17 protein-coding genes are annotated in these 21,246 nt (G+C 66.0%); 3 read left to right on the forward strand and 14 right to left on the reverse strand.

Annotation, left to right across the window (positions count from 1 at the left end; genetic code table 11):
- The 14 genes from DM374_RS17770 to DM374_RS17835 form a co-directional block, all read right to left on the reverse strand.
- Complete coding sequence (locus DM374_RS17770) at nucleotides 1-1,833, reverse strand: secretin N-terminal domain-containing protein (RefSeq protein ID WP_110971050.1); 1,833 nt, start codon at nucleotides 1,831-1,833, stop codon at nucleotides 1-3.
- Nucleotides 1,830-2,330, reverse strand: coding sequence for a hypothetical protein (locus DM374_RS17775; protein WP_110971051.1), 501 nt, complete (start codon nucleotides 2,328-2,330; stop codon nucleotides 1,830-1,832). Before DM374_RS17775 ends, DM374_RS17770 begins: the two co-directional genes overlap by 4 nt.
- Nucleotides 2,330-2,875 (reverse strand): GspMb/PilO family protein, encoded by a 546-nt coding sequence (locus DM374_RS17780; RefSeq protein ID WP_110971052.1) that lies wholly within the window; start codon nucleotides 2,873-2,875, stop codon nucleotides 2,330-2,332. Before DM374_RS17780 ends, DM374_RS17775 begins: the two co-directional genes overlap by 1 nt.
- Nucleotides 2,862-3,404, reverse strand: a complete 543-nt coding sequence (locus DM374_RS17785; RefSeq protein ID WP_110971053.1) for a pilus assembly protein — start codon at nucleotides 3,402-3,404, stop codon at nucleotides 2,862-2,864. Before DM374_RS17785 ends, DM374_RS17780 begins: the two co-directional genes overlap by 14 nt.
- Before the next feature lies 1 nt (nucleotide 3,405).
- On the reverse strand, nucleotides 3,406-4,191 hold the full coding sequence (locus DM374_RS17790; protein ID WP_110971054.1) for a hypothetical protein: 786 nt from the start codon (nucleotides 4,189-4,191) through the stop codon (nucleotides 3,406-3,408).
- Nucleotides 4,172-5,875, reverse strand: a complete 1,704-nt coding sequence (locus DM374_RS17795; protein ID WP_110971055.1) for a GspE/PulE family protein — start codon at nucleotides 5,873-5,875, stop codon at nucleotides 4,172-4,174. Before DM374_RS17795 ends, DM374_RS17790 begins: the two co-directional genes overlap by 20 nt.
- Nucleotides 5,876-5,928: 53 nt before the next feature.
- Nucleotides 5,929-6,462 (reverse strand): response regulator, encoded by a 534-nt coding sequence (locus tag DM374_RS17800; RefSeq protein WP_110971135.1) that lies wholly within the window; start codon nucleotides 6,460-6,462, stop codon nucleotides 5,929-5,931.
- A gap of 219 nt (nucleotides 6,463-6,681) precedes the next feature.
- Nucleotides 6,682-7,347 (reverse strand): SurA N-terminal domain-containing protein, encoded by a 666-nt coding sequence (locus tag DM374_RS17805; protein WP_110971056.1) that lies wholly within the window; start codon nucleotides 7,345-7,347, stop codon nucleotides 6,682-6,684.
- A gap of 22 nt (nucleotides 7,348-7,369) precedes the next feature.
- Nucleotides 7,370-8,896, reverse strand: coding sequence for a cytochrome c/ABC transporter substrate-binding protein (locus DM374_RS17810; RefSeq protein WP_110971057.1), 1,527 nt, complete (start codon nucleotides 8,894-8,896; stop codon nucleotides 7,370-7,372).
- A 3-nt stretch (nucleotides 8,897-8,899) separates the two neighbouring features.
- Nucleotides 8,900-9,589: an SCO family protein gene (locus DM374_RS17815; RefSeq protein WP_110971058.1), complete on the reverse strand. Its 690-nt coding sequence runs from the start codon at nucleotides 9,587-9,589 to the stop codon at nucleotides 8,900-8,902.
- Nucleotides 9,582-10,232: an SCO family protein gene (locus tag DM374_RS17820; RefSeq protein WP_110971059.1), complete on the reverse strand. Its 651-nt coding sequence runs from the start codon at nucleotides 10,230-10,232 to the stop codon at nucleotides 9,582-9,584. The genes DM374_RS17815 and DM374_RS17820 overlap by 8 nt, the downstream gene beginning before the upstream one ends.
- Nucleotides 10,233-10,253: 21 nt before the next feature.
- Complete coding sequence (locus DM374_RS17825) at nucleotides 10,254-12,200, reverse strand: YncE family protein (protein ID WP_110971060.1); 1,947 nt, start codon at nucleotides 12,198-12,200, stop codon at nucleotides 10,254-10,256.
- A 15-nt stretch (nucleotides 12,201-12,215) separates the two neighbouring features.
- Nucleotides 12,216-18,020: a manganese-oxidizing multicopper oxidase MnxG gene (gene mnxG, locus DM374_RS17830; protein WP_110971061.1), complete on the reverse strand. Its 5,805-nt coding sequence runs from the start codon at nucleotides 18,018-18,020 to the stop codon at nucleotides 12,216-12,218.
- Nucleotides 18,021-18,493: 473 nt separating this feature from the next.
- Nucleotides 18,494-19,072: a lytic transglycosylase domain-containing protein gene (locus DM374_RS17835; RefSeq protein WP_110971062.1), complete on the reverse strand. Its 579-nt coding sequence runs from the start codon at nucleotides 19,070-19,072 to the stop codon at nucleotides 18,494-18,496.
- 176 nt (nucleotides 19,073-19,248) lie between these two features.
- Between DM374_RS17835 and gspG the strand changes: the two genes are divergently transcribed.
- The 3 genes from gspG (at nucleotide 19,249) to DM374_RS17850 (ending at nucleotide 21,213) form a co-directional block, all read left to right on the forward strand.
- A complete protein-coding gene (gene gspG / locus DM374_RS17840) occupies nucleotides 19,249-19,665 on the forward strand; it encodes a type II secretion system major pseudopilin GspG (RefSeq protein WP_110971063.1) in 417 nt (138 codons plus the stop codon).
- A 17-nt stretch (nucleotides 19,666-19,682) separates the two neighbouring features.
- Nucleotides 19,683-20,870, forward strand: coding sequence for a type II secretion system F family protein (locus tag DM374_RS17845; RefSeq protein WP_110971064.1), 1,188 nt, complete (start codon nucleotides 19,683-19,685; stop codon nucleotides 20,868-20,870).
- A gap of 85 nt (nucleotides 20,871-20,955) precedes the next feature.
- Entirely contained in the window at nucleotides 20,956-21,213 is a 258-nt protein-coding gene (locus DM374_RS17850; RefSeq protein WP_110971065.1) for an acyl carrier protein, read from the forward strand.
- Nucleotides 21,214-21,246: the final 33 nt, after the last annotated feature.

The raw sequence follows: 21,246 nt of genomic DNA on the forward strand, positions 1-21,246 counted from the left end.
TCAGGGTCTCCCGGCGATCGAGGTGTTGCTCACCGCCGCATCCGGTGCCGGCTCGGCCACGTCGCCGGCACGGTTGAGGTTGCGGATCTGCAGGCTGGTTTCGGTGCCGGTGGCGAACTCCATGTCCGACGGGCTCTGGTACGGCAGGTTGCGCACGATGCGCGGGGTGATGGACAGCACCAGTTCGGACTTGCCGACATTGTCCTTGTTGCTGCCAAACAGCCGGCCCAGGCCGGGGATGTCGCCAAGGCCGGGGATCTTGTTGCCGCTGGCGCCATGGTCGTTGCGCACCAGCCCCGCGAGGATCTGCGTTTCGCCATCGTGCAGGCGCAGGCTGGTCTGGGCGTTGCGGGTATCGACCTGAACCGGGATGGTGCCCTGACGGGTCGGTTCCAGCGGCGTGGCGTTGCTGACTTCAAGGGCGATCTTGATCGCCACTTCGTTGTTCAGGTGCACCACCGGGGTCACTTCGAGTTTCAGACCGACATCCAGGTAGGTGACGCTTTCGGTGATCACCGGGCCCTGGGTCGACGGCACCGAGGTGGCGCTGATGATCGGCACCCGCTGACCGATGTGGATGCGCGCCTGCTCGCGGTTGCTGACGCGGATCACCGGGCTGGCCAGGGTATTGATGTCGTTGTCCTGGGCGTTGATCTTCAGTTGCGGCGACGGCGCGATGGAAATCCGCGAAGAATTGATGCCGCGCAACTGGTTGAGCAGGCCCACGCCAGTGCCGTCGCTGTTGACCACACCGAAGGTGTTGGGCCATTGCAGGCCGAGGTCGAGGATCCGCGAGCGGGCTACTTCCATCACCTCCACTTCCAGCACCACTTCGGGGTTGGACTGATCCTGGGACTGCAACAGCTTCTCGGCCATGCGCACAGCGTCGGGGGTGTCGCGCATGGTCAGGGTGTTCAGGCGCTCATCGACGAACACATCGCGGGTCTTGAGCATGGTCTTGACCATGTTCAGCGCAGTGTTGGCATCGATGCTGGTGAGGTAGAAGGTGCGCATCACCAGCTCCTGGTAATCCTTGGTTTTCTGCGGCGAGTCCGGGTAGATCAGCAGGGTGTTTTCATTCACCACTTTCTGGTGCAACTGGTTCTGTTCCAGCAGCAGCGCCACGGCGTCTTCGATGCGCACTTCGCGGACGAAGATGGTTGCCTTCATGTCCGGACGCAGGTCCTTGTCGAAGATGAAGTTGAGCCCGGCGACCTGGGACAGCACCTCGAAGATGGTCTTCAGGTTGGCGTCGCGAAACTCCAGGGTTACCGGCCGCTCCAGCTTGCCGCGCAGTTGCGGATTGGGCTGGGCGGTACGCGCCTGCACCAGCTCGATGTCCTTGCGCAGGGCCAGGCCGCCCTGGTTCTGTGGATCGAGCAGCAGCACTTCACGCATATGCCGTTCGGCCCCGAACAGGTCGCCCTGGCGCAGCGCCGCCTGGCCGAGGGCAGTGCGTTCATTGATGTTGCGCATCTGCTCGATCTCGCGCACCGCGTCCTGCGCGCGGCGGTTGTTCGGTTCCAGGGTCAGCACCCGGCCATAGGCCATTCGCGCTCCGGCGAAATCGTGACGCGAGCGGTCGCTGTCGCCCTGGGTCAGCAGCGCTTCCACCGCCTTGGCCCGGCCCTGGGCCAGGGCGATATTCAGCTCGGTATCCCGTGGCGACTCCACCAGCGCCTGTTCGATCACGGCGATGCCGGCTTCGTACTGCCCTTCGGCGATCAGCGCCTGACCGTCCTTGCGCACGGCACTGGTGCCGCACCCAGCGATGGCGACGAACAGCGCCAGCAGCAGAAATGGCGCGGATTTGTGAACGACTGGCGAAATCATGGTGCGCTCCCTACAGACAAGGTCTGGGACAGGTGCATGGGCAGGTAGACCAGGCTCAGCTCGGTGGCAGAGATCTGTTCGATCCGGTAGGTGTCGTCGATCACATCGCCGCGACGCACGACGTAGAGTTTTTCCCCGGCTTGCAGGAACACGCGTTGGTCGTCGCGATCATCCAGGCGCCCGACGAACTGGAACGGCAGCGCCGGCGCCACCGGGAGCACCTCCAGCGGCGCCACTGCCAACGGCTGCTCGGTGACCGTCGCCAGTACCGTGGCCGATTTCCACTGCTTGCTGGCGAACAGGTCGCGCAGCGGCGTCTTCACCGTCTCGCGCACTGCGCTCTGGGCCTTTGCCGCAGTGGCGGCGCTGCGCGGGGCGGCGGTTACCGCAGCGTCAGCGTTCGGCTCCTGCGTTTCGAAGAAAAACCCCGGTGCCCAGGCCAGGGCGCCCGATACACCGAGAAAAGCGGTCCAGCCCAACAGCCGCTGAGTGTTCATCACGACCTCGACAGGTAAAGAGTCATGCGGATGCGCCCGGTCAGCTCGCTGTCGCCGATCCGTTTGCGTTGCAGGTCGATGTCTTCCAGCACCAGCGCCGGCATCTGCGCCAGCAAGGCCTGGAGAAAGCGGCGGATCTGCAGGTAGCTGCCGCGCAGCGGCAGGAGAATCTGGTAGCGCGCAAGCTTGGTGTCCGGGTCCACGCCCAGAGCGTATTCACCGCGGGACAGGCTGATCTTCTCGTCCCGGGCCAGGCGGTACAGGCGTTCGATAGCCTCGGTGGCTTGCGGTTGAGCCGGCAATTGCTGCTGCAGGCCCTGTAGCGGATCGACGCTGACGACGGCGGCCGGACGTTCGCCACGGCGGACCTGGGCAAGCTGCTCACTGACATCCTCGCTGCGCGCCTGCAGGGCTTGCAGGTCTTGCCACTGGCCGATCTGGCCGGCACCGTGCAACGCCGCACCGAGCATCAGCACGACGCCGGCCAGCGGCGCCCAGCCAAGCTGGCGCAGGTATTCATGAACTCGCAGGCTAGAGACGCGCATCGCCGCTCTCCCAGTGGGCCGACAGGTTGAACAGGACCGGACGCTCCGGCTGTTTGACGAGGATTTCGTGGTTGAGCAGCGACACGTCGTGCAGCTCGGCGCTGGCTTCCAGGCGTTTGTGGAAGGCCAGCATGGCTTCCAGGTCGCGGGCTTCGGCGCTGATCCGCACCTGCCCTTTGCGGGCATCCGGGCTCAGGCTGAGCAGCGCGATGTCTTCTTGCGGCAGCCCTTCCAGCAGGCTGAACAGGCTGTCCCAAGGGCGCTGCAACTGCTGCGACAGGTTGCGCATCTGCGCCAGTTTCTGCGCCTGTTCGCGGCTCTGGGCCGGGGTCAGCGCGGCAACATCGCGGGCCCGCAGACCCAGTTGCTGTTCGCCCTGGCGCACCTGTTGCTGCAGTTGCGCCTGTTGCGCGTCGAGCTGTGGTTGCCAGGCCAGGCTGGCCGCCAGCAAGCCGGCGCCGAGCAGCAGCGGCGCCCAGCTCAGCGGGCCACGGCGTGACGGGATGAAGTCGAGCTGCAAGCGCCCCATATCAGGCCACCACCCGCGCCATGCTGGGCAACAGCGCGGCGGGCTCATCCAGTTCCAGCAATTCCACCGCGTCCAGCAATGGCTTCGGTTCGCGGCGTGCCGGGGCATGCACGAAGAGGCGCAGATCACCCTCCCCGGCGTGCAGGTTGCACTCGCGGGCCAGCAGCGCCGCCAGTTCCGGGTCGCTGTCGCCAACGCCCTGGCTGCGAATCTGCTGCCAGCCGCCGGCGCGGGCCAGCAGGTAGACACAACGCTGCGGTTCGGCAAGGGCAAACAGGAAGTCGTTGCCCGGCACCTGCCCGGCAAAGTGGTTCCAGGCCGCCATCAGGTACGGCTGTACTGACTCCAACTTCAGGTGGGCGGCGCGGCAACGCGTGGCAAGACCTTGAAACAGCACCTCGGGCAGGGCCGCGGCAATCCGCGCGCAACCAGCCGGCTCTGGCGACAGGACGATGGCCCAGTCATCCAGCGACTGCCCGTAGCAGCGTTCGAAACAGGCCCGGGCATACACCTCGAACTCCTGCGGCCGGGTGATGCCTTCGCTCCACGGCACCAGGCAGAAGCGGCAGTACTGCGCCGCCAGCACCACGCTCAGGCACCCGCCTTTGCGGGTGTGGCTGGTGAGCAGCGTGGCCAGGGCGTCGAGGGCGACCTCGGCGAGTTGTTCGCGTCCGGCTTCCACCGCGACGCTGGCCAGCCAGTGCTGCTGACGGCCCTGGCGACGGCACAGGCCGACACCCTGGGCGCCGAGCACGGCGACAAATCGATCAGGCGATAAACGTGACACGATTGATCTCCTCCAAGGTGGTGCGGCCCTCGCGAACCAGTTCCAGCGCCGAGCCGCGCAACAGGCGCAGCCCGCGCTGACAGGCATGGGCCTTGATCCGGGAAAGGGGCTGACGCTCGACGATCATCTGGCGCAGGTCGTCGTCCAGGTGCAGCAGTTCGGCAATCGCCGTGCGTCCGCGGTAACCGCTGCCGCGGCACTGGCCGCAACCCGGACCCTGAACGAACTGCCAGCCATCGACCGGTGTCGTGCCCAGGCCCGAGGCGGCCAGTTCTTCGGCGTCGGGTTGGTGGGGTTGAGCGCAGTGCGGGCAGACCAGGCGGATCAGGCGCTGGGCGAGTACGGCGTTGAGGGCGGAAACGAAGCTGTAGGGGTCGACCTGCATCTGGCTGAAGCGGCCGATCACATCGAAGACGTTGTTGGCGTGGATGGTAGTGAACACCAGGTGCCCGGTGAGCGCCGACTGCACGGCGATCTGCGCGGTGTCCGGGTCGCGGATCTCGCCGACCATGATCTTGTCCGGGTCGTGGCGCAGGATCGAGCGCAGGCCGCGAGCGAAGGTCAGGCCCTTTTTCTCGTTGACCGGGATCTGCAACACCCCCGGCAACTGGTATTCCACCGGGTCTTCGATGGTGACGATCTTGTCGTGGCCGTGGTTGATCTCGCTGATCATCGCGTACAGCGTGGTGGTCTTGCCGCTGCCGGTGGGGCCGGTGACCAGGATCATCCCGTAGGGCTCGCTCGCCAGCCGGCGCAGGCTGCGCAGGGTCTGTTCCTCGAAGCCGAGGGCCTGGAGCTGCACGCCGCTGACGCGGTCGGCCAGGTCCTGTTTGTCCAGCACCCGCAGCACCGCGTCCTCGCCGAAGATGCTCGGCATGATCGACACCCGGAAATCGATCTGCCGGGCGCTGATGCCGATCTTGAAACGGCCGTCCTGGGGCACGCGTTTCTCGCCGATATCCAGCTCGGCCATGACCTTGATCCGCGAGATCACCTGATCGGCGAACTCGCTGCCGCTGACCTTGCTGATGGCGGTAAGCACGCCGTCGATGCGGTATTTGATCACCAGGCCGCTGCCAGTAACACCGAGGTGGATATCGCTGGCGTGCATTTTCAGCGCGTCGTAGAGCGTCGAGTTGACCAGCTTGACCACACGGCTCTGGTCTTCGCTGATGCTGGTCAGCGACAGGCTCTGCAACGCCTCGGTTTCAATGCCGCTTTCGGCCTCGCTGCCCAGCGAATCGACGGCGTGGAAGTTTTCTTCCTGACGGGCGAGAAACAGCGCCAGGTCCGCCGCTTGCGCCAGATACAGCGGCGCGCCGTGCAGGTGCTCGTCGATCCAGGCCAGGCGCTCTCCATCGAACGGGTCGGCGAAAACGCCTGCGCGCTGGCCGTCCAGCTCGATAAGGATGAATTCGCGCTTCAGGCATTGGGCCAGGCTGACGTGAGTGAACAACGGGGCGGCGGCGAGCAGGCGCTGGCTGTCCAGCACCGGGTAATGCAGGTGGCTGCCGAGCGCCGCGACGAAGTCGGCGGGGGCCAGGGCGGCCAGTGTGCGCAGGCAATCAAGCAGGCGTTCGCCGCTGCGTCCGGCCTGTTCGCGGGCCTGGCCGAGCACAGCGCGGTCGAGGATTGCCGGGGTAGCGGCGGTTGCCGGGGGTACAGCGAGCGACACGGGTTGCATGGCCTGCTCTCCAACGCACTAGGCGCGGCGAGCCGGGATCGGTGTGCTCGCGCCTACTCCCCGGTGAGCAGCTGTTCGTCGTCGGGAGGGGGCGGTCGCGAGCCATTACGCCGTCTATCCGCCAGAACCCAGGTACCGTCGTACAACTGCAAGGGGAAACTCTGGTTTGCGTTCTGGCGGCGTTCGACGAAACCCGTGTCCGTGTTGCTGCCCGCTCTGGACGTGCGCGCGATACCCATCAGGTCGAAGACTGCACGTGCCAGTTCCGCCAGCGGAAAAGGCTTGAACAGGATGTGACTGACTCCGAGCTGGGCGGCGCGCTCACGGACCTCGGCGGTCGGGTGCGCGGTGATCAACACGAAGTGGCAGTCCCTGTGCGAACGCACGGCCTCCAGAACCTGAAATCCCTCCATATCGGGCAAACGATAATCCAGCACGGTCACATCGGGCTGAATGCGCTCGGCCAGGCCGATGGCACTCGTTCCGTCGTGGGCAACATGAACGTTCAGACCCTGTGCTTCCAGGTAAGCCTGGAGATTCTGCGCAAGCGTCTGTTCGTCATCGACTACCAGAACTGTCTTCACCAAGGTCGACTCCAAGAACATGCTGGTGCGGTTTCCCGATCCGGCTGAGTGCGGCCTTGTAGAGGCTTACGCACGCTTCATGCCATACCCGGACCGCAATTTATGACGGTGTTAACCCGTTGATTCTGTTGCCCTTCCCCGTTCATCCCGATACGGCTGTCCCCAACCCCGGGGGCAGTATGGCACTTTGCCCCTGGACTTCCCCCAACAGTGGGGACGCCCTCATCGGGTATCAGCCCGCTCGATCCGGGCTTCTGCCCGCAGACGCTGCAACGCCGCCTGGCGGGCCTGCGCCTGCTGTCGTTCGAAGAGGAGGTTTTGGGTCACTGCGAGTCCCTGCTCTCGTTCGACCGGACTTTCGTCCTGTTGGTTCGAGGCAGTTGCCGCAGTTTGTCGGCGCTCCTGATGGAACGCCAATACCTCTTCATCCGTGGGCGGCGAGACCTGGCCAAGCAGTGAATACACCTGCTGCGCGGCGATCTCATGACGAGTGTAGTCGGCGAACGAAGCCTCATCGAAGCCGGCATCGGCCAGGGCGCGGGTGAAGCCGGCGCTGTCGGGGAAGGCTCGGCGCAGGTCTTCGATCCGTGCCTGCACGGCGGTTTCGTCAACTTCGATGCCACGCCGGCGCGCTTCCTGCCAGAGCAGTTCCTTGGCGATCAATTGCTCCAGCGCCTGTTCGCGCAGGCGCTGGTACAGGCTCGGACTGCGGATGCTGGTGAGGGCGCGGCCCTGGTCTTCCAGGTACTCGGCGAAATAACGCTCAACGCGCAGCGCGCTGATACCCACGCCATTGACCCGCACCGCCGCCTCGCCGCCCTCCTCGGCCTTGAGCAGAAACGCCTGGGCTGCGGCGATCAGCACCAGGATCAACAGGAAGATTTTCATCGCACACCTCTCTTGGCAGATCTCATGGCCGATCGGCCGGACGGGTATAAGGCGCCACCGGGTAGAACAGTGGACCGGGCATCGACAGCGTGACCACATGGGCGCCCGCCAGGCCCTGGCGCCGGCCGGGGCCGAAACCCAAAGGCGGGGTCAGGCCGGTGTCGATGTCGTGCAGGCTTTCCAGGGCGTTGACCAGCTTGTCGTGGCTGGCGTCGCGGCCAGCGCGCTTGAGGCCTTCTTCCAGCAACACCATCGAACACCAGGCGCCGACCTGCAGCAGCGCCTGTCGGCCGTCCAGCCCCTGGCGACGGCGCAGGTCGTTGAGCGCCGCGCGCCCGGCCGGGCTCCAGTCGCCGGGCACGAAGGGATAGGCCAGAAACACTCGCCGCGACCACTGCTCCGGCACCTGCATCAGTTCACCGGCGACCTGGCTGGACGCGGCGAACAGGTACGGCGTGCGCCCCGCCGCCTGGAGCGCGGCGGTCAATTCGCTGAAGGCCGGCGCCAGCCCGAGGAAAAACACCGCCTCGCCCTCCACCGCCCTGCCTTCGAAAGGCTGCAATTGCAGCTGCGTCCAGCCGCGTTGTTGCAGGTCGGCCAGCAGCAGCCGGGCCAACGCGGCGTGTGCCGGGTCGCTGTAGAGGATGCGCGCCGGGCGCTGACGCAGGTCGAGGGACGCTGCGCCGTAGTCGGCCAGGCTCAGCAACTGCTCGTGCAGCCCCGGCAGCGGATCGAAGATCTGCCGGCTGTCATTTTCCTGGGCCTGGGCGCCAATCAGCGGCACCCCGGCCTGTTCCAGGCGCGCGGCCAGCGTATCGTCCAGCGCCGGCGCCAGCGGCATGACCAGGGCGAACACCTGTTCTTCATCCAGCAAGCGGGTCAAGGCCGCCTCGGCGCTGGCCCGATCCGGGCCGGGATCGATCACCGACAACTGCAAGGTGCGGCCATGAATGCCGCCGCTGGCATTGATCGCCTCGATGCGCCCGGAGACGATGGCCCGTACCACCCGCGCCGCATCCGCCAGCTCGCCTTCGGCAGGCAACAGCGTGCCGAGCCGCAGGAACTGCTCTTCGACGCCGGGATCGTGGTCCTCGGCCAGGCGTTTGAGGTACGCGTTGAGGTTGCGCTGGTCGGCCATCGACAGGGAAAAACGCGGCATGGCCGGGTCCAGGCGGTTGCCTGCCGGATCAACGCCTTGCTGTATGGCCCGCGCCAGGCTGGCATCGCTGTAGGCCGGGTAGTGTCGGCCATTGACCTGACGTTCACCGCCCGCCAGCACCAGCCGCTGCCAGCTCAGCTCGGGCGGACGAACCCCGCCTTCCGGGCGCCCGCGGCCATCGCGACCGTGGCAGTTGGCGCAAGGCACCACGCTGGCCGGCACCTGCATGTTCGCCGCGCCGACCAACGCCGTGACCTGCCCATCAGCAGCCGCCACACCCTCGCGGTACAGGCGCTTGCCGGCCAACTCCTGCGGGGTCAGTTCCAGCGCGAGCGCGGTCTGGGCCAGAGTCAGCGCAGCCAGCAGCAGTGTGGCGCACAGGCGGTTCATGATTCAGCGCCCGGCCAGTGGCAGGGTCATCAATTGCAGGCGCTGGGCGATGGCCGTGGGCGGCGCGTCCGGGCGGATCTTGCTCCAGCGCTTGCCAGCGACGTCGCCGGCGATCAACTGGGTGGAATGCTGCTCCGGGCTGGGCAGGATATGCCCCAGGCGCCCCAGCACCCGGTCGATATCGGCCTGAGCGCCGGTGAGGAACAACCAGTTGGGCCCGTCCACGCCCTGTTGCTCGGCGAAGCGCTTGAGCACTGGCGGGGTGTCGTTGCTCGGGTCGCTGCTGATGGAAATGAAGGTCACCTCGCCGGCCTTCTCGCCCAGCGCCTCGCGAACCTCGCGCAGCTTGCGGGTGATCAGCGGGCAGGCGTCGTTGCAGTGGGTGAAGATGACGTTGAGCAGCACCACCTTGTCTTTCAACACGTCGCTGTAAAAGCGCAGGCGCCGGCCGTTCTGGTCCAGCAGTTCGGTGTCGGTGAAATACGCCTGGGCATCGTGGGTGCCGACGCTGGGCGGCGGCGCGGCGGGCACCGACTTAGCGGGCGCCGACTCAGCGGGAGCCGACTCAGCGGGCGCCGATTTGGCATGGCCCTCATGGGCCATGGCGACGCTGGCGAGAATCCACAGGCAGGCGCCGAGCACCAGCCAATCGAAAGGTTTCATGCCGGGGCGACGCACGCTGACTTCACTCATGGCTGTGCTCCTGGGCAATCGCGGTGTGGCGGGCATGTACCCGGCGAGCGCTGAGACGGTCCACTTCGCCGACCAACTTGTCCGGGTCGGTGAAGCCGTAGAACCGCGTCCAGTGACCGGTGCGGCCATCGCCCACCAGAATCAGCGGCGGGTGGTTGCCCAGGTCGGCGCTGAAACTGCCCAGGCCCTTGAGGGTCTCAGTCACCGCGTAAGGCGTGCCGGTCAGCCAGCGCCAGCCCGGCCCGTGCTGGAAGGCCCGGGCGTAATCATTCAGGCGTTTCGGGTCATCGTGCTGGGGATCGACGCTCAGCGACACCAACTGCACCTCCTCGCCCACCCGCCCGCCGAGGCGCTGCTGGACCTTGCCCATGATCGACGACACCACCGGGCACACCGTGGTGCAGCGGGTGTAGATGAAACCGATAACGGTGATGCGGTCGGCGACCAGGTCTTTTTCCAGGCGCACCGGCATGCCGTCCTGGTCCAGCAGGGCGACATCGGCGAAACGCACCTGGGTCTTTTCCTGATGGGCCGCGGGGGCGTCATGGGCACTGTGATCGACGCCACCATGAGCGTGAACCTGGGCAATGGCGCCGGCCAACAGGCACAGGGCCAGGAAACTGCGGGCTTTGACGGATTTCATCGCGCGTTCCTCGTGCTGGGATCATTGCGCCTTGACGGGCAGCACCCGCAGGCTGGTGTAGTTTTTCTCGGCGAAGGCATCGCCCAACGACGGCGCCTGTACATGCAGGTACCAGGCGCCGGCCTCGCCCAACTGCAGCGCGGCCTGGTAGACGCCCTCGCCGACTTCTTCCACTTCACTGCTGCGGGCCCGCGACGACGGCGCGAGGAAGTAGCGCAGCGACAGATCGCGCACGCCCTTGCGCGGCTCGCCGCTGCCTTCGAGCAGGCGGAAGCGCGCCACGAACGGGCTGCCCTGATGGACCACCGGGCGTTCCATCAGGAATTCCACCCGTGGCGTGCGCCGGTGAGCCGCGTCCGGCGCCGCCGCCACTTCGGTGCTGAAGCAATGGATGATCTGCGGCTGGTTGAGCAGGAAGGCGACGTCAAAATCCCCCGCCGCGGGCAGCTTCACCGTCGAGCTGTAGACCCCCGGTGCCACCTCGCGCAGGCTGCGGTCGATGACCAGCGCGGCGCGGGCGTTGGAACCGCGGTTGGCGTAGCCGGACATCGGTGCGTTCATGCCTTCGGCGTAGAAATAGGTGGTGTTGTCCACCGGGTTGACCACGAACACCGAGTTCTCGTCACGGGCCACCGCCAGACCCTGCGCCAGCGGCAGGTCACCGGCCTGGCGCGGCGCGGCCGGGCCGGCGTCGAAGCCCTGGGTGATCGGCGTGCGCCCCTCGCCCAGGCTCGACAGGTTGATCATGGTCACTTTCGACGAGGCCAGGCCACGCACGTAGGCGTAGGCCTGGGTGAAGGTCACCTGATACGGCTCGGCGGAGACGTCGAGGTTGTGCAGCAACCGGTCGCTGCCGGCATCAATGACCACGGCGCGGTTTTCCAGGGTGTTGAGGACTATGCCGTAGCGCCCGTCGCGACTGAAGCGCATCGGCCCCAACCCCGGTTGCGCCTGGATGCGGCTGCGCAGCGCGTGGTTGCGAGCATCGATCACGCTGATGCTGCCGTCGCGACCGTCAGCCACGTACACCGCCTGGGACAGCGCCGAATACGCCACCGACAGTGGGTGCGGGCCGACCTTGAGGGTTTTCAGCAGGCTCAGGTCGCTGCCGTCGATCACGCTCAGGGTGCCGCTGTCGCGGTTGCTGACAAAGGCGTAGCGCGAGTCGTGGCTGAAGGCGATTTCATGATGGCCCTTGCCGGTGGGGATGAATTTGAGCAGCGCGCGCTTCTGCGTGTCGATCACGCTGACACCGCTGTGAGCGTCGTCGGTGGCGTTGTTGCCGACCCACAGCAGGCGCTGGTCGGGCTGCAACGCCACCCGTACCGGTTGCTGCCCGGCGGGCAGGTCTTCGACGTGCTGGAAGGTGGTGGTGTCGATCAACGCCACTTTGCCCGCCGCCGGCATCGACACGTAAACCTGCTTGTCGTCGCCGCTGGCCACCCAGTCCATCGGCGTGTCGCTGAGGCCGATACGCGCCAGGGTGCTGGTGACCCCGCCCACCGAAACCGACGGGTCGATCACGGTGAGGCTGGCGTCCTTGTTCAGCACCAGCAGGAAGTAGCTGTTGAGGTCCATCAGCGGCCGCGCGCCGATGCTGCTCTTGAGAAACAGCGCGACCCGCGCCTTGCAGCTTTTGTCCCGGTCCCGGGCCGCGTCGCCGCTCAGCGCCGGGTCGATCCAGGCCCCCGGCGCCACCCCGGACAGCGGCTGCCCGGAGTTCTGGTCGGTGACCTTGAAGCGGATGCTGGCGTAGGCGCCTTCGGTCAGGCCGCCGCTGCCGCCCAGCGGCGTGGCGTCGAACTCCACGGTGACGCCATCGCGGCTGAGGCGACTGGCGCCCAGGTCGGGCCCGACCGCCAGTGGCGCGCGCGGGTCGCACCACAGGCTTTCGTAGGCAACGCCGATGCCCATCAGCAGCACACCGGTCATCAGCCCCAGGTACAGCGACTTGTTCTTCTTGTTCATGCGCCTGCCCCCTGATTACTGCGCCGGTGCCGTGGCGGGCGGGGTTTCGTTGGTGACCCGGAGGATCCCCCAGAGTCCCGAAGCGTTGCCGTAGGCGGCGTAGTCGCGGAACAGGTAGTCGCCCGGAATGGCGTTGCCGCCACCGGCGCTGGGGTGCATGAAGCTGAAGTGCGCCGCTGGCAACACGCTTTCCTGGGCGCCGATGTACATCGCCATCGGGTTGTAGGCGAAGCGCACCGAGCCGATCCCCGGCAGGCCCATGGGGTAGCCGCCGGTGTCGGATTTCTCCGCTTGCAGGGCGTGCAATGGCCACAGGTGCCCGTCCAACTGATAGGTGACGCCGCGGCTGCCACCGGTCGGCATCAGCACATGGGTGCGGAACGGCTGACCGGGCTTGGCCCACAGCACCGGGGTCTGCGGATCGCCGCCGACCAGCAGGTTGGCGTAGGCCATATGGGCGTTGCCGACGTCAGCCCAGCCGCTGCCATCGGCGTGGCCGAATGGCGCGTCCGGGGCCAGGCCGAAGCGGAACCACAGCGGTTCGCTCTTGTAATTGATGGCCATGCCGGAGTTGTCCTTCGGATCGCCCGGCACGCCATTGCCCTCGGTGTTGATGCCCTCCACCGGCCGACCATCGGCCCAACGCATGTTCAGGGCGCGCTGCCAGACCGTGGCGAAATCACGGTAGGCGGCCTGCCCGCTGACCTGCACAGTGGCCGAGGCACGGCTGGCGCTGTCTTCGGTCCAGGTGGCGTTGAGCGGCAGGATGCTCATGGCGCCGACCAGGCCTTTCTGGCCCTGCTTGATCACGTCTGCGGGGGTGATGTTCAGCCCGCCGAACTCGATCGGCGTGGTGTTGATGTTGTCCACCGCGCGGCCCAGTTGCGACACCGGCTTGCCTTCACGTTCCAGGTGACCGGCGTAGTACTGATAGACCTTGTTCGGCCAGGCACCGCTGTTGCCGGCCCGCGGCGGTACGGTCTGCACCGGGTTCTGGCCGACGTTGACGCCGTCCGACTTGGTGATGTCGTAGGCCAGCAACTGGGCGTGGAAACCGACATGGCTGGACGGCCGCATCAGGTTGTTGTTGAAGGCAGTGGAGCCTTCGCTGCCGTTACGGTCGCGCTTGACCACGTTCTGCATCGAGGCGGTGCTGGCCAGGTCCGGCATCACCAGCGGCAGGCGGTTTTCCAGGGTGACCTTGATGCATTCGCCGGCAGTGGCGCGCAGCACCAGCGGCTCGATCGGCACGCCGGGTTTGAGTTTGCCGGTGCTGACGTCAAGGTCGGCCTTGCGCACATAGAGCACGGCGGTCGGGTCATGCAGCGGCCCGGCGTGGCCACCGATGGTGAAGACCTCGCCGTCTTCCGGGTCCATCACGCTGACCTGCGGGATCGCCGTGGTGCGGGTGTTGTAGGTCAGCGTGCCACCGTTGGCCTTGAGCGGCCCGCCGACATGCTGGGCAGCTCCGGCCGGGTCGGTGATGCTGACCGCTTGCGGGTTGCCGAGGATGTCGTTGGCCAGCGCGGCGACGATTTCGTAGCTGCGGGTGACCGTTGGCCGGGTGCCGATGCCGTTGGTATTGGCGGTGTAGCGCGGGCAGATACCGTCGAACGCCACGGTGTTGCGCGCGGCCATCGGCTGCGGGTTGTTCGGCAAGGCGAACAGGTCGCTGCGGCTGTTGGTGTAGTTGCGCATCACGCCCCAGATGCCGTTCCAGTACCCCTCAAGCGAAGCATCCAGGGAATACAGGTAGTCGCCGTTGGGCGCGGCCGAACTGGAGACCATCGACACGGGTGCCATAAAGCCCAGTTGCTCGGAGATGCCGACCATCTGCGAGGCTTTCCACCCCGAGTTGGAACTGCTGCCGAAACCCGAACCGCTTTGTAGCCACTTGACGCCGTGCAGGGTCACGTTGTGTTCCTCCTCATGACCGCCGGCGTGCATGCGCAGGCGCACATTGTCACCGGAATAGGTGCGCAGCATCGGCGTGAACGGGTCACCCGGCTCGGCGCCGGCCTTGTTGATATGCGGCGGGAATTGCGTGGTGCCGCCGGTTGGGCCGACCGCCTGGGTGATCGCTGCGGGCGACAGGTTCATCGCGGCAATCGCGCGGTCGGTACGGGTTTGCATGGCGAAGGCGAGATCACCAGCCAGGCCGTCTGCCTGCATGCCGCGCTTGCCGTCCGGGGCGACCTTGTTCGGGTCGAACACCCGCAGGGCCAGTGGCTCGTTGCGGTAGTTGACGACGAACATGCCGGGGTCATCCACGGAGATTGCCTGCGGGCATGGCCGGCTTGGGCAGCCTGGGGTCAGACCGCCACGGGATTCCACCACCGACTCCAGCAGGTTCGAGGCTTTCTGCCGCACCGGCGGGTTGATCGCGTAGCGGAAGCTGTCGGCACTGGCCGGATAGGCCTGGGCGTTGGGGATGCCGTTGGGTCCGGCGCCGACATAGACGCCCGCCTCGTAGGCATGCTGGAAGTCGCTGTATTCCAGGAAGAACTCGCGGTAGCTGTCGTTGCGCCCGTCGTTGTCCAGGTCACCGGTGGCGATCACCGCCTGCCACGAGGTCGGCCCGCCGTCTTCGCGTTGCGCGGTGTTGTACAGCGCCTCGCCCGTCTCGGCATGGAACCAGGTGGAGCCGGCCGGCTCGGCCAGCACGGTGGCGTACAGGCCCAGTTGCTGGTGGGTCGATGGGCCGAGGTGGTCGTGGGTGAAGATGGTGCCCAGGCCCCGGTCGACGTTGTTGACGTTGACCACAGGGTCGGTGAACCAGCGCTGCATCTGCGTACGCGCGCCCAGCCAGTCGGCGCGGCCATAGCGGCCGAAGAACGGATGCGCCTTGGCTTTCGGGCATTCGGCGCTGCCGTCGCGCGGGTCACTGCTCAGGCACTGGTTGAACGCGCGGATGGCGTGGATGCGCTCGACCACGGTGCCGGGCGAGAGAATGCCGTCCTCGTAGTTCCAGCCGTTGGCCGAGCCGTCTGCGGCGGTGAGGTCCCACTTGGGCAGGTGGATGTGCTGACCGATCACATCGGTCGGCGTGCGCACCTGATAGTCATCCATCTCGTAGAACGCCGGGATGAGGTTGGTGTGCTGGTACATCACGCAGTCGAAGGTGTTCATCCGCATGACCAGCGGTTCTGGCGGACGCTGCTTGGTGATCACCGGCCAGGCGTCTTCCCACAGGGCGATGATGCGCGCCTGCGGGAAGTGGTAGCCGACCTTGTTGTAGACGGCGTCGAACTGGATATTGGCGCCCTTGTAGATGCGCGGACGGTCAGCGGTGAACGGCGACGAGCCGGTGAAGCTCATGCCGTCCAGACGCTCGCCGCTGTGGTATTCGCCCAGTGGCGAGGCCTGGGTCAGGCGCTTGGCGCGGTCATCCATGCATGGTTCGTAGTACGGCGCGCCGGCTACCGGCAAAGCACCGTTGGTGCGGAACGCCTTGGCCACCACCTGGCGACCCGGCAACAGCGCGTAGCTGGGGTGCTCGGGTTTGGAGTGGAAACGCATGGCCGCCTGTTCGACCTCGGTGCCCTCTTCCGGCATGAATACCGCCTTGGCGCGGGTGATTTCCTTGGAGAAATCCAGCGCTGTGGTGGTGGCATGGGCGACACCGCCCGCCGCCACGCCGTCCAGCGCATGCCGCGGCAGGCCGCCATCCCAGCCGGCGGACTGGGCCGGGTCGAGGTTGGCCCACAGGCTGTTGCCACTGTCGCGCAGGCTGCGCGCCTTGTCGGTGTCGAGCATGTCCAGCGGTGGGGTCGGTGGCCGTTGACCGACGGTGCTTTCCATCCCGCCGATCCAGAACGGATAGCCGGGGTTTTTCAGGCTGCCATCGGCGTTGCGGTTGGTTTCGCCGCGATCGACCAGGACCACCGAACCAATGGCGCGCAGTTCGCCGTCATGGGCCGAATCGTCGTCATCGTCATCGTCTTCAGGCTCATCGTCGTCATGACGGGCGACCAGCTCGGCGGCCATTTTCGGAATCACCGCGACCTTGCCCGGCATCGGCGCCATGGCCTTGCCTGGCAGCGGCACCACGGCGGGAATCGGTGTGCCGGCGACAATCTCGCCATCGGGCAAGGCCCGGGCGCCAGTGGCCGGTTTGCCGCTGCGCAGGGCCCACGGCGTGGTGTGATAGCTGTCGGCGCCCTGCCCCGAGACTTCCAGGCGGGTGCCTTCTTCGAACACATCGTGAACCCGCCACATGCTCCACATGCCCTGGGCGAAGTGCGGATAGAAATGGCAGTGATAGATGGCGTCGCCGGCTACCCGGTTGCGGTTGCCCGAGCCGCCGTTGGCGATTTCGTAGGTGTAGCCGATGCCCGGACCGATGCCCTGGGCATCGACGTAGTCGGAGTTATCGTCATTCGGGTTGAACAGCCACTGATGCCCATGCAGGTGGAAAATGTGCTGCTCGTGACCGTTGTGGCTATTGCGGAACTTGATGAAGTCGCCGATGTAGCTGTGGTTGACGTTGGCCGGTTCCGACGGGTACAGCGCCATCGTCGCCTTGACCCCGGTGTCGCGCGGATCCGGGGTTTCGCCGGGACGGATGTTCTCCAGGCCGACGTTGGCCGGCACATCCACCAGCATCGCCACGTCGCCGACGGTGTGCGAACTGAGGAAGAATTCCTCGTAGGCGCACGACAGGCAATCATGCATCGGCCCCACGCCCAAGCGGTTGGCCACCACCTCGGCGCCCATGCCACCGGAACCGTAGTTGATCATGAACGAATCCCGCGCCGGCTCCAGCACGTGGCCCATCACCGGATCCGACCAATAGCCGGGGAAGGCCTGGGTCGCGGCGGCTTCATCAGTGAAGATCGAGGAGAAATCGCGGAACGCTTCCAGCCGGTTGGGCAGCGCCGGGTTGCGTTTGCCGAGGCTTTCCAGCGGGTAGGTCGAGGCCGGGAAACTGCCGTCGGTGTTGGGGCCCATGACTACGGCGTCGGCTTCGCTGGAAACAATCTCGCTGCCATCGACCATCGCGACAATTGGCGCGCCGGCCTTGCCTTCGCGGATCCACGGTTCGCGCTGCGGGTAGCGCGCTTCGTAATCCACCACTGGCTGACCGGTCGGTGCGCGGCCGGTGGTGGCCATGCGCATTTCTTCCTCGGTCAGGGTGTTGCGGTAGCTGCGCCCGCCCTTGGGCAGCACGATCACCTGGCCGAACAGGCCATTGGCGACGTTGCCCGCAGCGCCTTCGCCACCGAAGGTCGCGCCCTTGCTGGTCGCCGCGAAAGCGCCTTCGCGCTCGGCATACAGGGTGTAGGAGCGGGTATTGCCCGGCGCCACCAGAAAGTTGCCGTTGCGTCCGGTGAAGGCGGCGATGTCCTGGATACCGTTGACCGGCTGCAGGCCATTGACCTGGAAACCGACATGGCGATCGCTGACCTGATCATCGACGATCGGGTCGTGCTCGGCGTCGGTCAGGTCCTTGTTCGGATTGGCCTGGTAGGCCAGCAGGTTCTGCAGATTGATCGTCAGGCAGTCCCCCGCCGCGACCCGCAGCACGATAGGCCGCGGACGCTTGTCCGGGCGCAGCGACACCTTGCCCGGCACCGCCGCCCCGCCCTTGCTCAGTAGCACATCGTGCTCGTCCACCACATCACGGCGCAGGGCGAACATCATGCCATTGGCGTTCTGCGCGCCGAGGCGGTTGAACATCAGCGGCTGGTCCAGCGCGACGACATTCGCCACCAGCGTTCGCTCGCAGCGGATCGCCGCCTGGGCGGACAACGGGATAGCCAATACAGCCAGGGCCAGGGACAACAGGGAGGGCAACAGAGTGCCTTTGACAGTGATCATCGTGGCGCGCCTCGGTCGGGACGTTTACGACGGGATTGCAAGGGCCGCGCCAGAGTTTTTACGTGTTGTTTTTCAAGGGGATAGCGGCGGGTTGTGAAGGGGATTGGGGAAAGGGGCCCGGGGATTACCCGGTTTTTGGGGAATTGGGGGGCTGGAGGGTTTTTGGCAAAAGACCGAGTAATGGCTACCAAGTGCTAGCCGACAGTTTTTCAGCGCTCTTTAGATCGAGCGCCGCCCGCGCGGCGCATCGCGACGGTTCGGCGCCCCGACAAGCTCGCTCCTACAGTTGGTTGCAACGTACCTATGCCTGTCAGGCCATGGTTGACCGCTTTGTTTGTACGGCGCGATATCGAGTCAGCCCTTGTAGGAGCGAGCTTGCTCGCGATGCGCCGCGCGGGCGGCGCTCGATCTTGAGAGCGCTGAAAAACTGGTGGCTAGCGCCTTTGGGCGCCCCGACTTCCCGAATAAACCCCTCACTCCCCCCGCAACAGCCGGTAATGCCGCAACACCTCCGGCACATACCGCTGCGTCTCGGCAAACGGCGGGATCACCCGGCCCCGACTCAGCACCGCATCCGGCCCGGCGTTATACGCGGCGACGGCCAGGGCGATGTCGTTGTTGAACAGTTTCATCATGCGCTTGAGATACCGCGCGCCGCCGTCAAGGTTGGCCGCAGGATCCAGGGCATTGCTCACCCCCAGTTCCTTCGCCGTATCCGGCATCAACTGCATCAAACCCATGGCTCCGGCACCTGAGCGGGCATTGGCGTCGTAGCGCGATTCGGCCTGGACCACCGCATGCAACAAGGCCTCCGGCAGGTCGTTGGCCCTGGCCGCCGCAGCGATCAGTTCAGCGTAAGGCTTGCCGGTCACCAGTTCCGGGCGGGTCGCGGCAAGCCCGGGCTCGGCGACCACGCGCTGGTACTGCCGGCCCGGCCGGTGAACGTTGGACAGGACGTAGGCGCCACTGGCGCTGACGGAGATGTACACGTCGGCCTGGGCCGGCTGGAGGGTGGCCAGCCAGGCCAGCAGTGCGGTGGTCACGATGCGCATGATCGTCTCCTCCCGGTTTTCCCCAGAAAGTGGGGGTTATGCCCCGTTCGGGGCGGGCGTGGAGAGGTCAACGCAAGCACTGTGCCGCCCGCCGGGCCGCAGCGCCACGGGCCCCGGCGCAGACGCGCACGGCCTTTGCATAAGCCCTCGCACACGCTCTGGAGGAGGCCCCGGCCATGAACCGACAACGTCGCACGCAACACGGTTTCACCCTGCTCGAACTGCTGGTGGTGCTGGTGGTCCTGGGCCTGCTGGCCGGGATCGTCGCGCCCCGCTACTTCAGCCAGTTGGGCCGCTCGGAAGCCAAGGTGGCGCGAGCGCAAATCGAAGGGCTGGCCAAGGCGCTGGACCTGTATCGGCTGGAGGTCGGGCGCTATCCGTCGTCTGAACAAGGCTTGCAGGCACTGGTCACCGCGCCGAGCGACGAAGCCCGCTGGACGGGCCCGTATTTGCAGAAGAAGGTACCGGACGATCCTTGGGGCCACCCGTACATCTACCGCTACCCCGGCGAAAACAACGAGTACGACCTGCTCTCCCTGGGCAAGGACGGCCAGCCCGGCGGGGACGGCGAGAACGCCGAAATCGTCAATTGATCACGGGGGATACGCCAATGCGCTACAAGCTCAAGGCCCTGGGCAAGGCCGGGGTGGTCGCCCTGGAGATCGACGCCGTGGACCTCGCCCAGGCCCGCGAACAGGTCGAACGGCAAGGTTTTCGAGTGCTCAGCGCCAACAACGCCGAGCGCTTCGCCCGCCTGCGCCGGCCCCGCCGCGAACATTTCGACCTGCTGCTGTTCAGCCAGGAGCTGGGTACCCTGCTCGACGCCGGCCTGCCGCTGATCGACGCCCTGCAAAGCCTGGCAGAAAAGGAAACCGCGCCTCAGGCCCGCAAGACCCTCGATACCCTGGTGCGCCTGCTCTACGAGGGCAAGTCCTGTTCCCAGGCGCTGACGCAGTTGCCGGCGGTTTTCCCGCCGCTGTTCGTGGCGCTGGTGCAGTCCAGCGAAAAGACCGGTGCCCTGGCCGAAGCCTTGCGCCGCTATGTCGGCTATCGCCAGCGTCTGGATGAGGTGCGGCAGAAGATCGTCAGCGCCTCGATCTACCCGCTGTTGCTGTTGCTGGTGGGCGGCGGCGTGGTGCTGTTTCTGCTGGGCTACGTGGTGCCGCGCTTCAGCGCGGTATTCGAAGGACTGGGCAGCAACCTGCCGTGGCTGTCGCAGTGGTTGATGTACGGCGGGTTGTTTCTGCAACGGCATCAGGTCGAACTGCTGGCCGGTTGCGCCGGGCTGTCGCTGGCCGTCGCCGTGCTGCAACGCCAGCCACCGGTACGGCGCTGGTTGGGTCGCCAGTTACAGCGCTTGCCGGCCTTGCATCGGCGGCTGGTGATGTACGAACTGGCGCGCTTCTACCGCTCGCTGGGGATCCTGTTGCAAGGCGGCATCCCGATTCTCACCGCCATGGGCATGGCCCGCGGCCTGCTCGGCAGCAGCGCCGCCGCCCGTCTCGACCAGGCCGGCGAACGGGTGCGCGAAGGTGTATCGCTGTCGGCGGCGCTGGAAGCGGGCGACCTGGTGACGCCGGTATCGCTGCGCCTGCTGCGGGCGGGCGAACAGTCGGGCAACGTCGGCCAGATGATGGAGCGCAGCGCGGACTTCTACGACGCCGAGATCGGGCGCTGGATCGAGTGGTTCGTGCGCCTGTTCGAGCCGCTGCTGATGACGTTTATCGGGCTGCTGATCGGGCTGATCGTGATCCTGATGTACATGCCGATCTTCGAACTGGCCTCCAGCATTCACTAATGGCCTACTGACATTTCTGTCAGTTTCGCTTCAACGAAGGTTCTGCTGGAATAACCTTGTCCCTTGGGGCCTGCGGAGCACGATCATGGACATCACAAGCGATCCCGAAACACTCATCTATTCCATTGTTGCCGACAAGAAACACCTTCCCCACAGCCAGATGACGCGGGACAAGCGCTTTCGCGATGACCTCGCCGTCAATTCGATGGATGCGCTGGAGATTCTGATCATGGTCGAGGACCAGTTCAGTATTGAAATCCCCGATGAGGTCAGCATCGATTTCGCAACGGTCGGTCAACTGATCGAACATGTGGAAGTCAGCCGTTACCGGCCAATCAAATGATGCAGCGAACATACCGATACCCGATAAGTCAGC

Source organism: Pseudomonas huaxiensis, assembly GCF_003231275.1.
Taxonomy (GTDB): domain Bacteria; phylum Pseudomonadota; class Gammaproteobacteria; order Pseudomonadales; family Pseudomonadaceae; genus Aquipseudomonas; species Aquipseudomonas huaxiensis.

What these genes read in the sequence shown, in the direction of transcription:
- DM374_RS17805 (WP_110971056.1), bottom strand. Translation starts at nt 7,347, where the DNA reads ATGAAAATCTTCCTGTTGATCCTGGTGCTGATCGCCGCAGCCCAGGCG.
- DM374_RS17820 (WP_110971059.1), bottom strand. Translation starts at nt 10,232, where the DNA reads ATGAAATCCGTCAAAGCCCGCAGTTTCCTGGCCCTGTGCCTGTTGGCC.
- mnxG (WP_110971061.1), bottom strand. Translation starts at nt 18,020, where the DNA reads ATGATCACTGTCAAAGGCACTCTGTTGCCCTCCCTGTTGTCCCTGGCC.
- DM374_RS17850 (WP_110971065.1), top strand. Translation starts at nt 20,956, where the DNA reads ATGGACATCACAAGCGATCCCGAAACACTCATCTATTCCATTGTTGCC.
- DM374_RS17810 (WP_110971057.1), bottom strand. Translation starts at nt 8,896, where the DNA reads ATGAACCGCCTGTGCGCCACACTGCTGCTGGCTGCGCTGACTCTGGCC.
- DM374_RS17815 (WP_110971058.1), bottom strand. Translation starts at nt 9,589, where the DNA reads ATGAGTGAAGTCAGCGTGCGTCGCCCCGGCATGAAACCTTTCGATTGG.
- DM374_RS17775 (WP_110971051.1), bottom strand. Translation starts at nt 2,330, where the DNA reads ATGAACACTCAGCGGCTGTTGGGCTGGACCGCTTTTCTCGGTGTATCG.
- DM374_RS17825 (WP_110971060.1), bottom strand. Translation starts at nt 12,200, where the DNA reads ATGAACAAGAAGAACAAGTCGCTGTACCTGGGGCTGATGACCGGTGTG.
- DM374_RS17795 (WP_110971055.1), bottom strand. Translation starts at nt 5,875, where the DNA reads ATGCAACCCGTGTCGCTCGCTGTACCCCCGGCAACCGCCGCTACCCCG.
- DM374_RS17785 (WP_110971053.1), bottom strand. Translation starts at nt 3,404, where the DNA reads ATGGGGCGCTTGCAGCTCGACTTCATCCCGTCACGCCGTGGCCCGCTG.
- DM374_RS17780 (WP_110971052.1), bottom strand. Translation starts at nt 2,875, where the DNA reads ATGCGCGTCTCTAGCCTGCGAGTTCATGAATACCTGCGCCAGCTTGGC.
- DM374_RS17770 (WP_110971050.1), bottom strand. Translation starts at nt 1,833, where the DNA reads ATGATTTCGCCAGTCGTTCACAAATCCGCGCCATTTCTGCTGCTGGCG.
- DM374_RS17845 (WP_110971064.1), top strand. Translation starts at nt 19,683, where the DNA reads ATGCGCTACAAGCTCAAGGCCCTGGGCAAGGCCGGGGTGGTCGCCCTG.
- DM374_RS17835 (WP_110971062.1), bottom strand. Translation starts at nt 19,072, where the DNA reads ATGCGCATCGTGACCACCGCACTGCTGGCCTGGCTGGCCACCCTCCAG.
- gspG (WP_110971063.1), top strand. Translation starts at nt 19,249, where the DNA reads ATGAACCGACAACGTCGCACGCAACACGGTTTCACCCTGCTCGAACTG.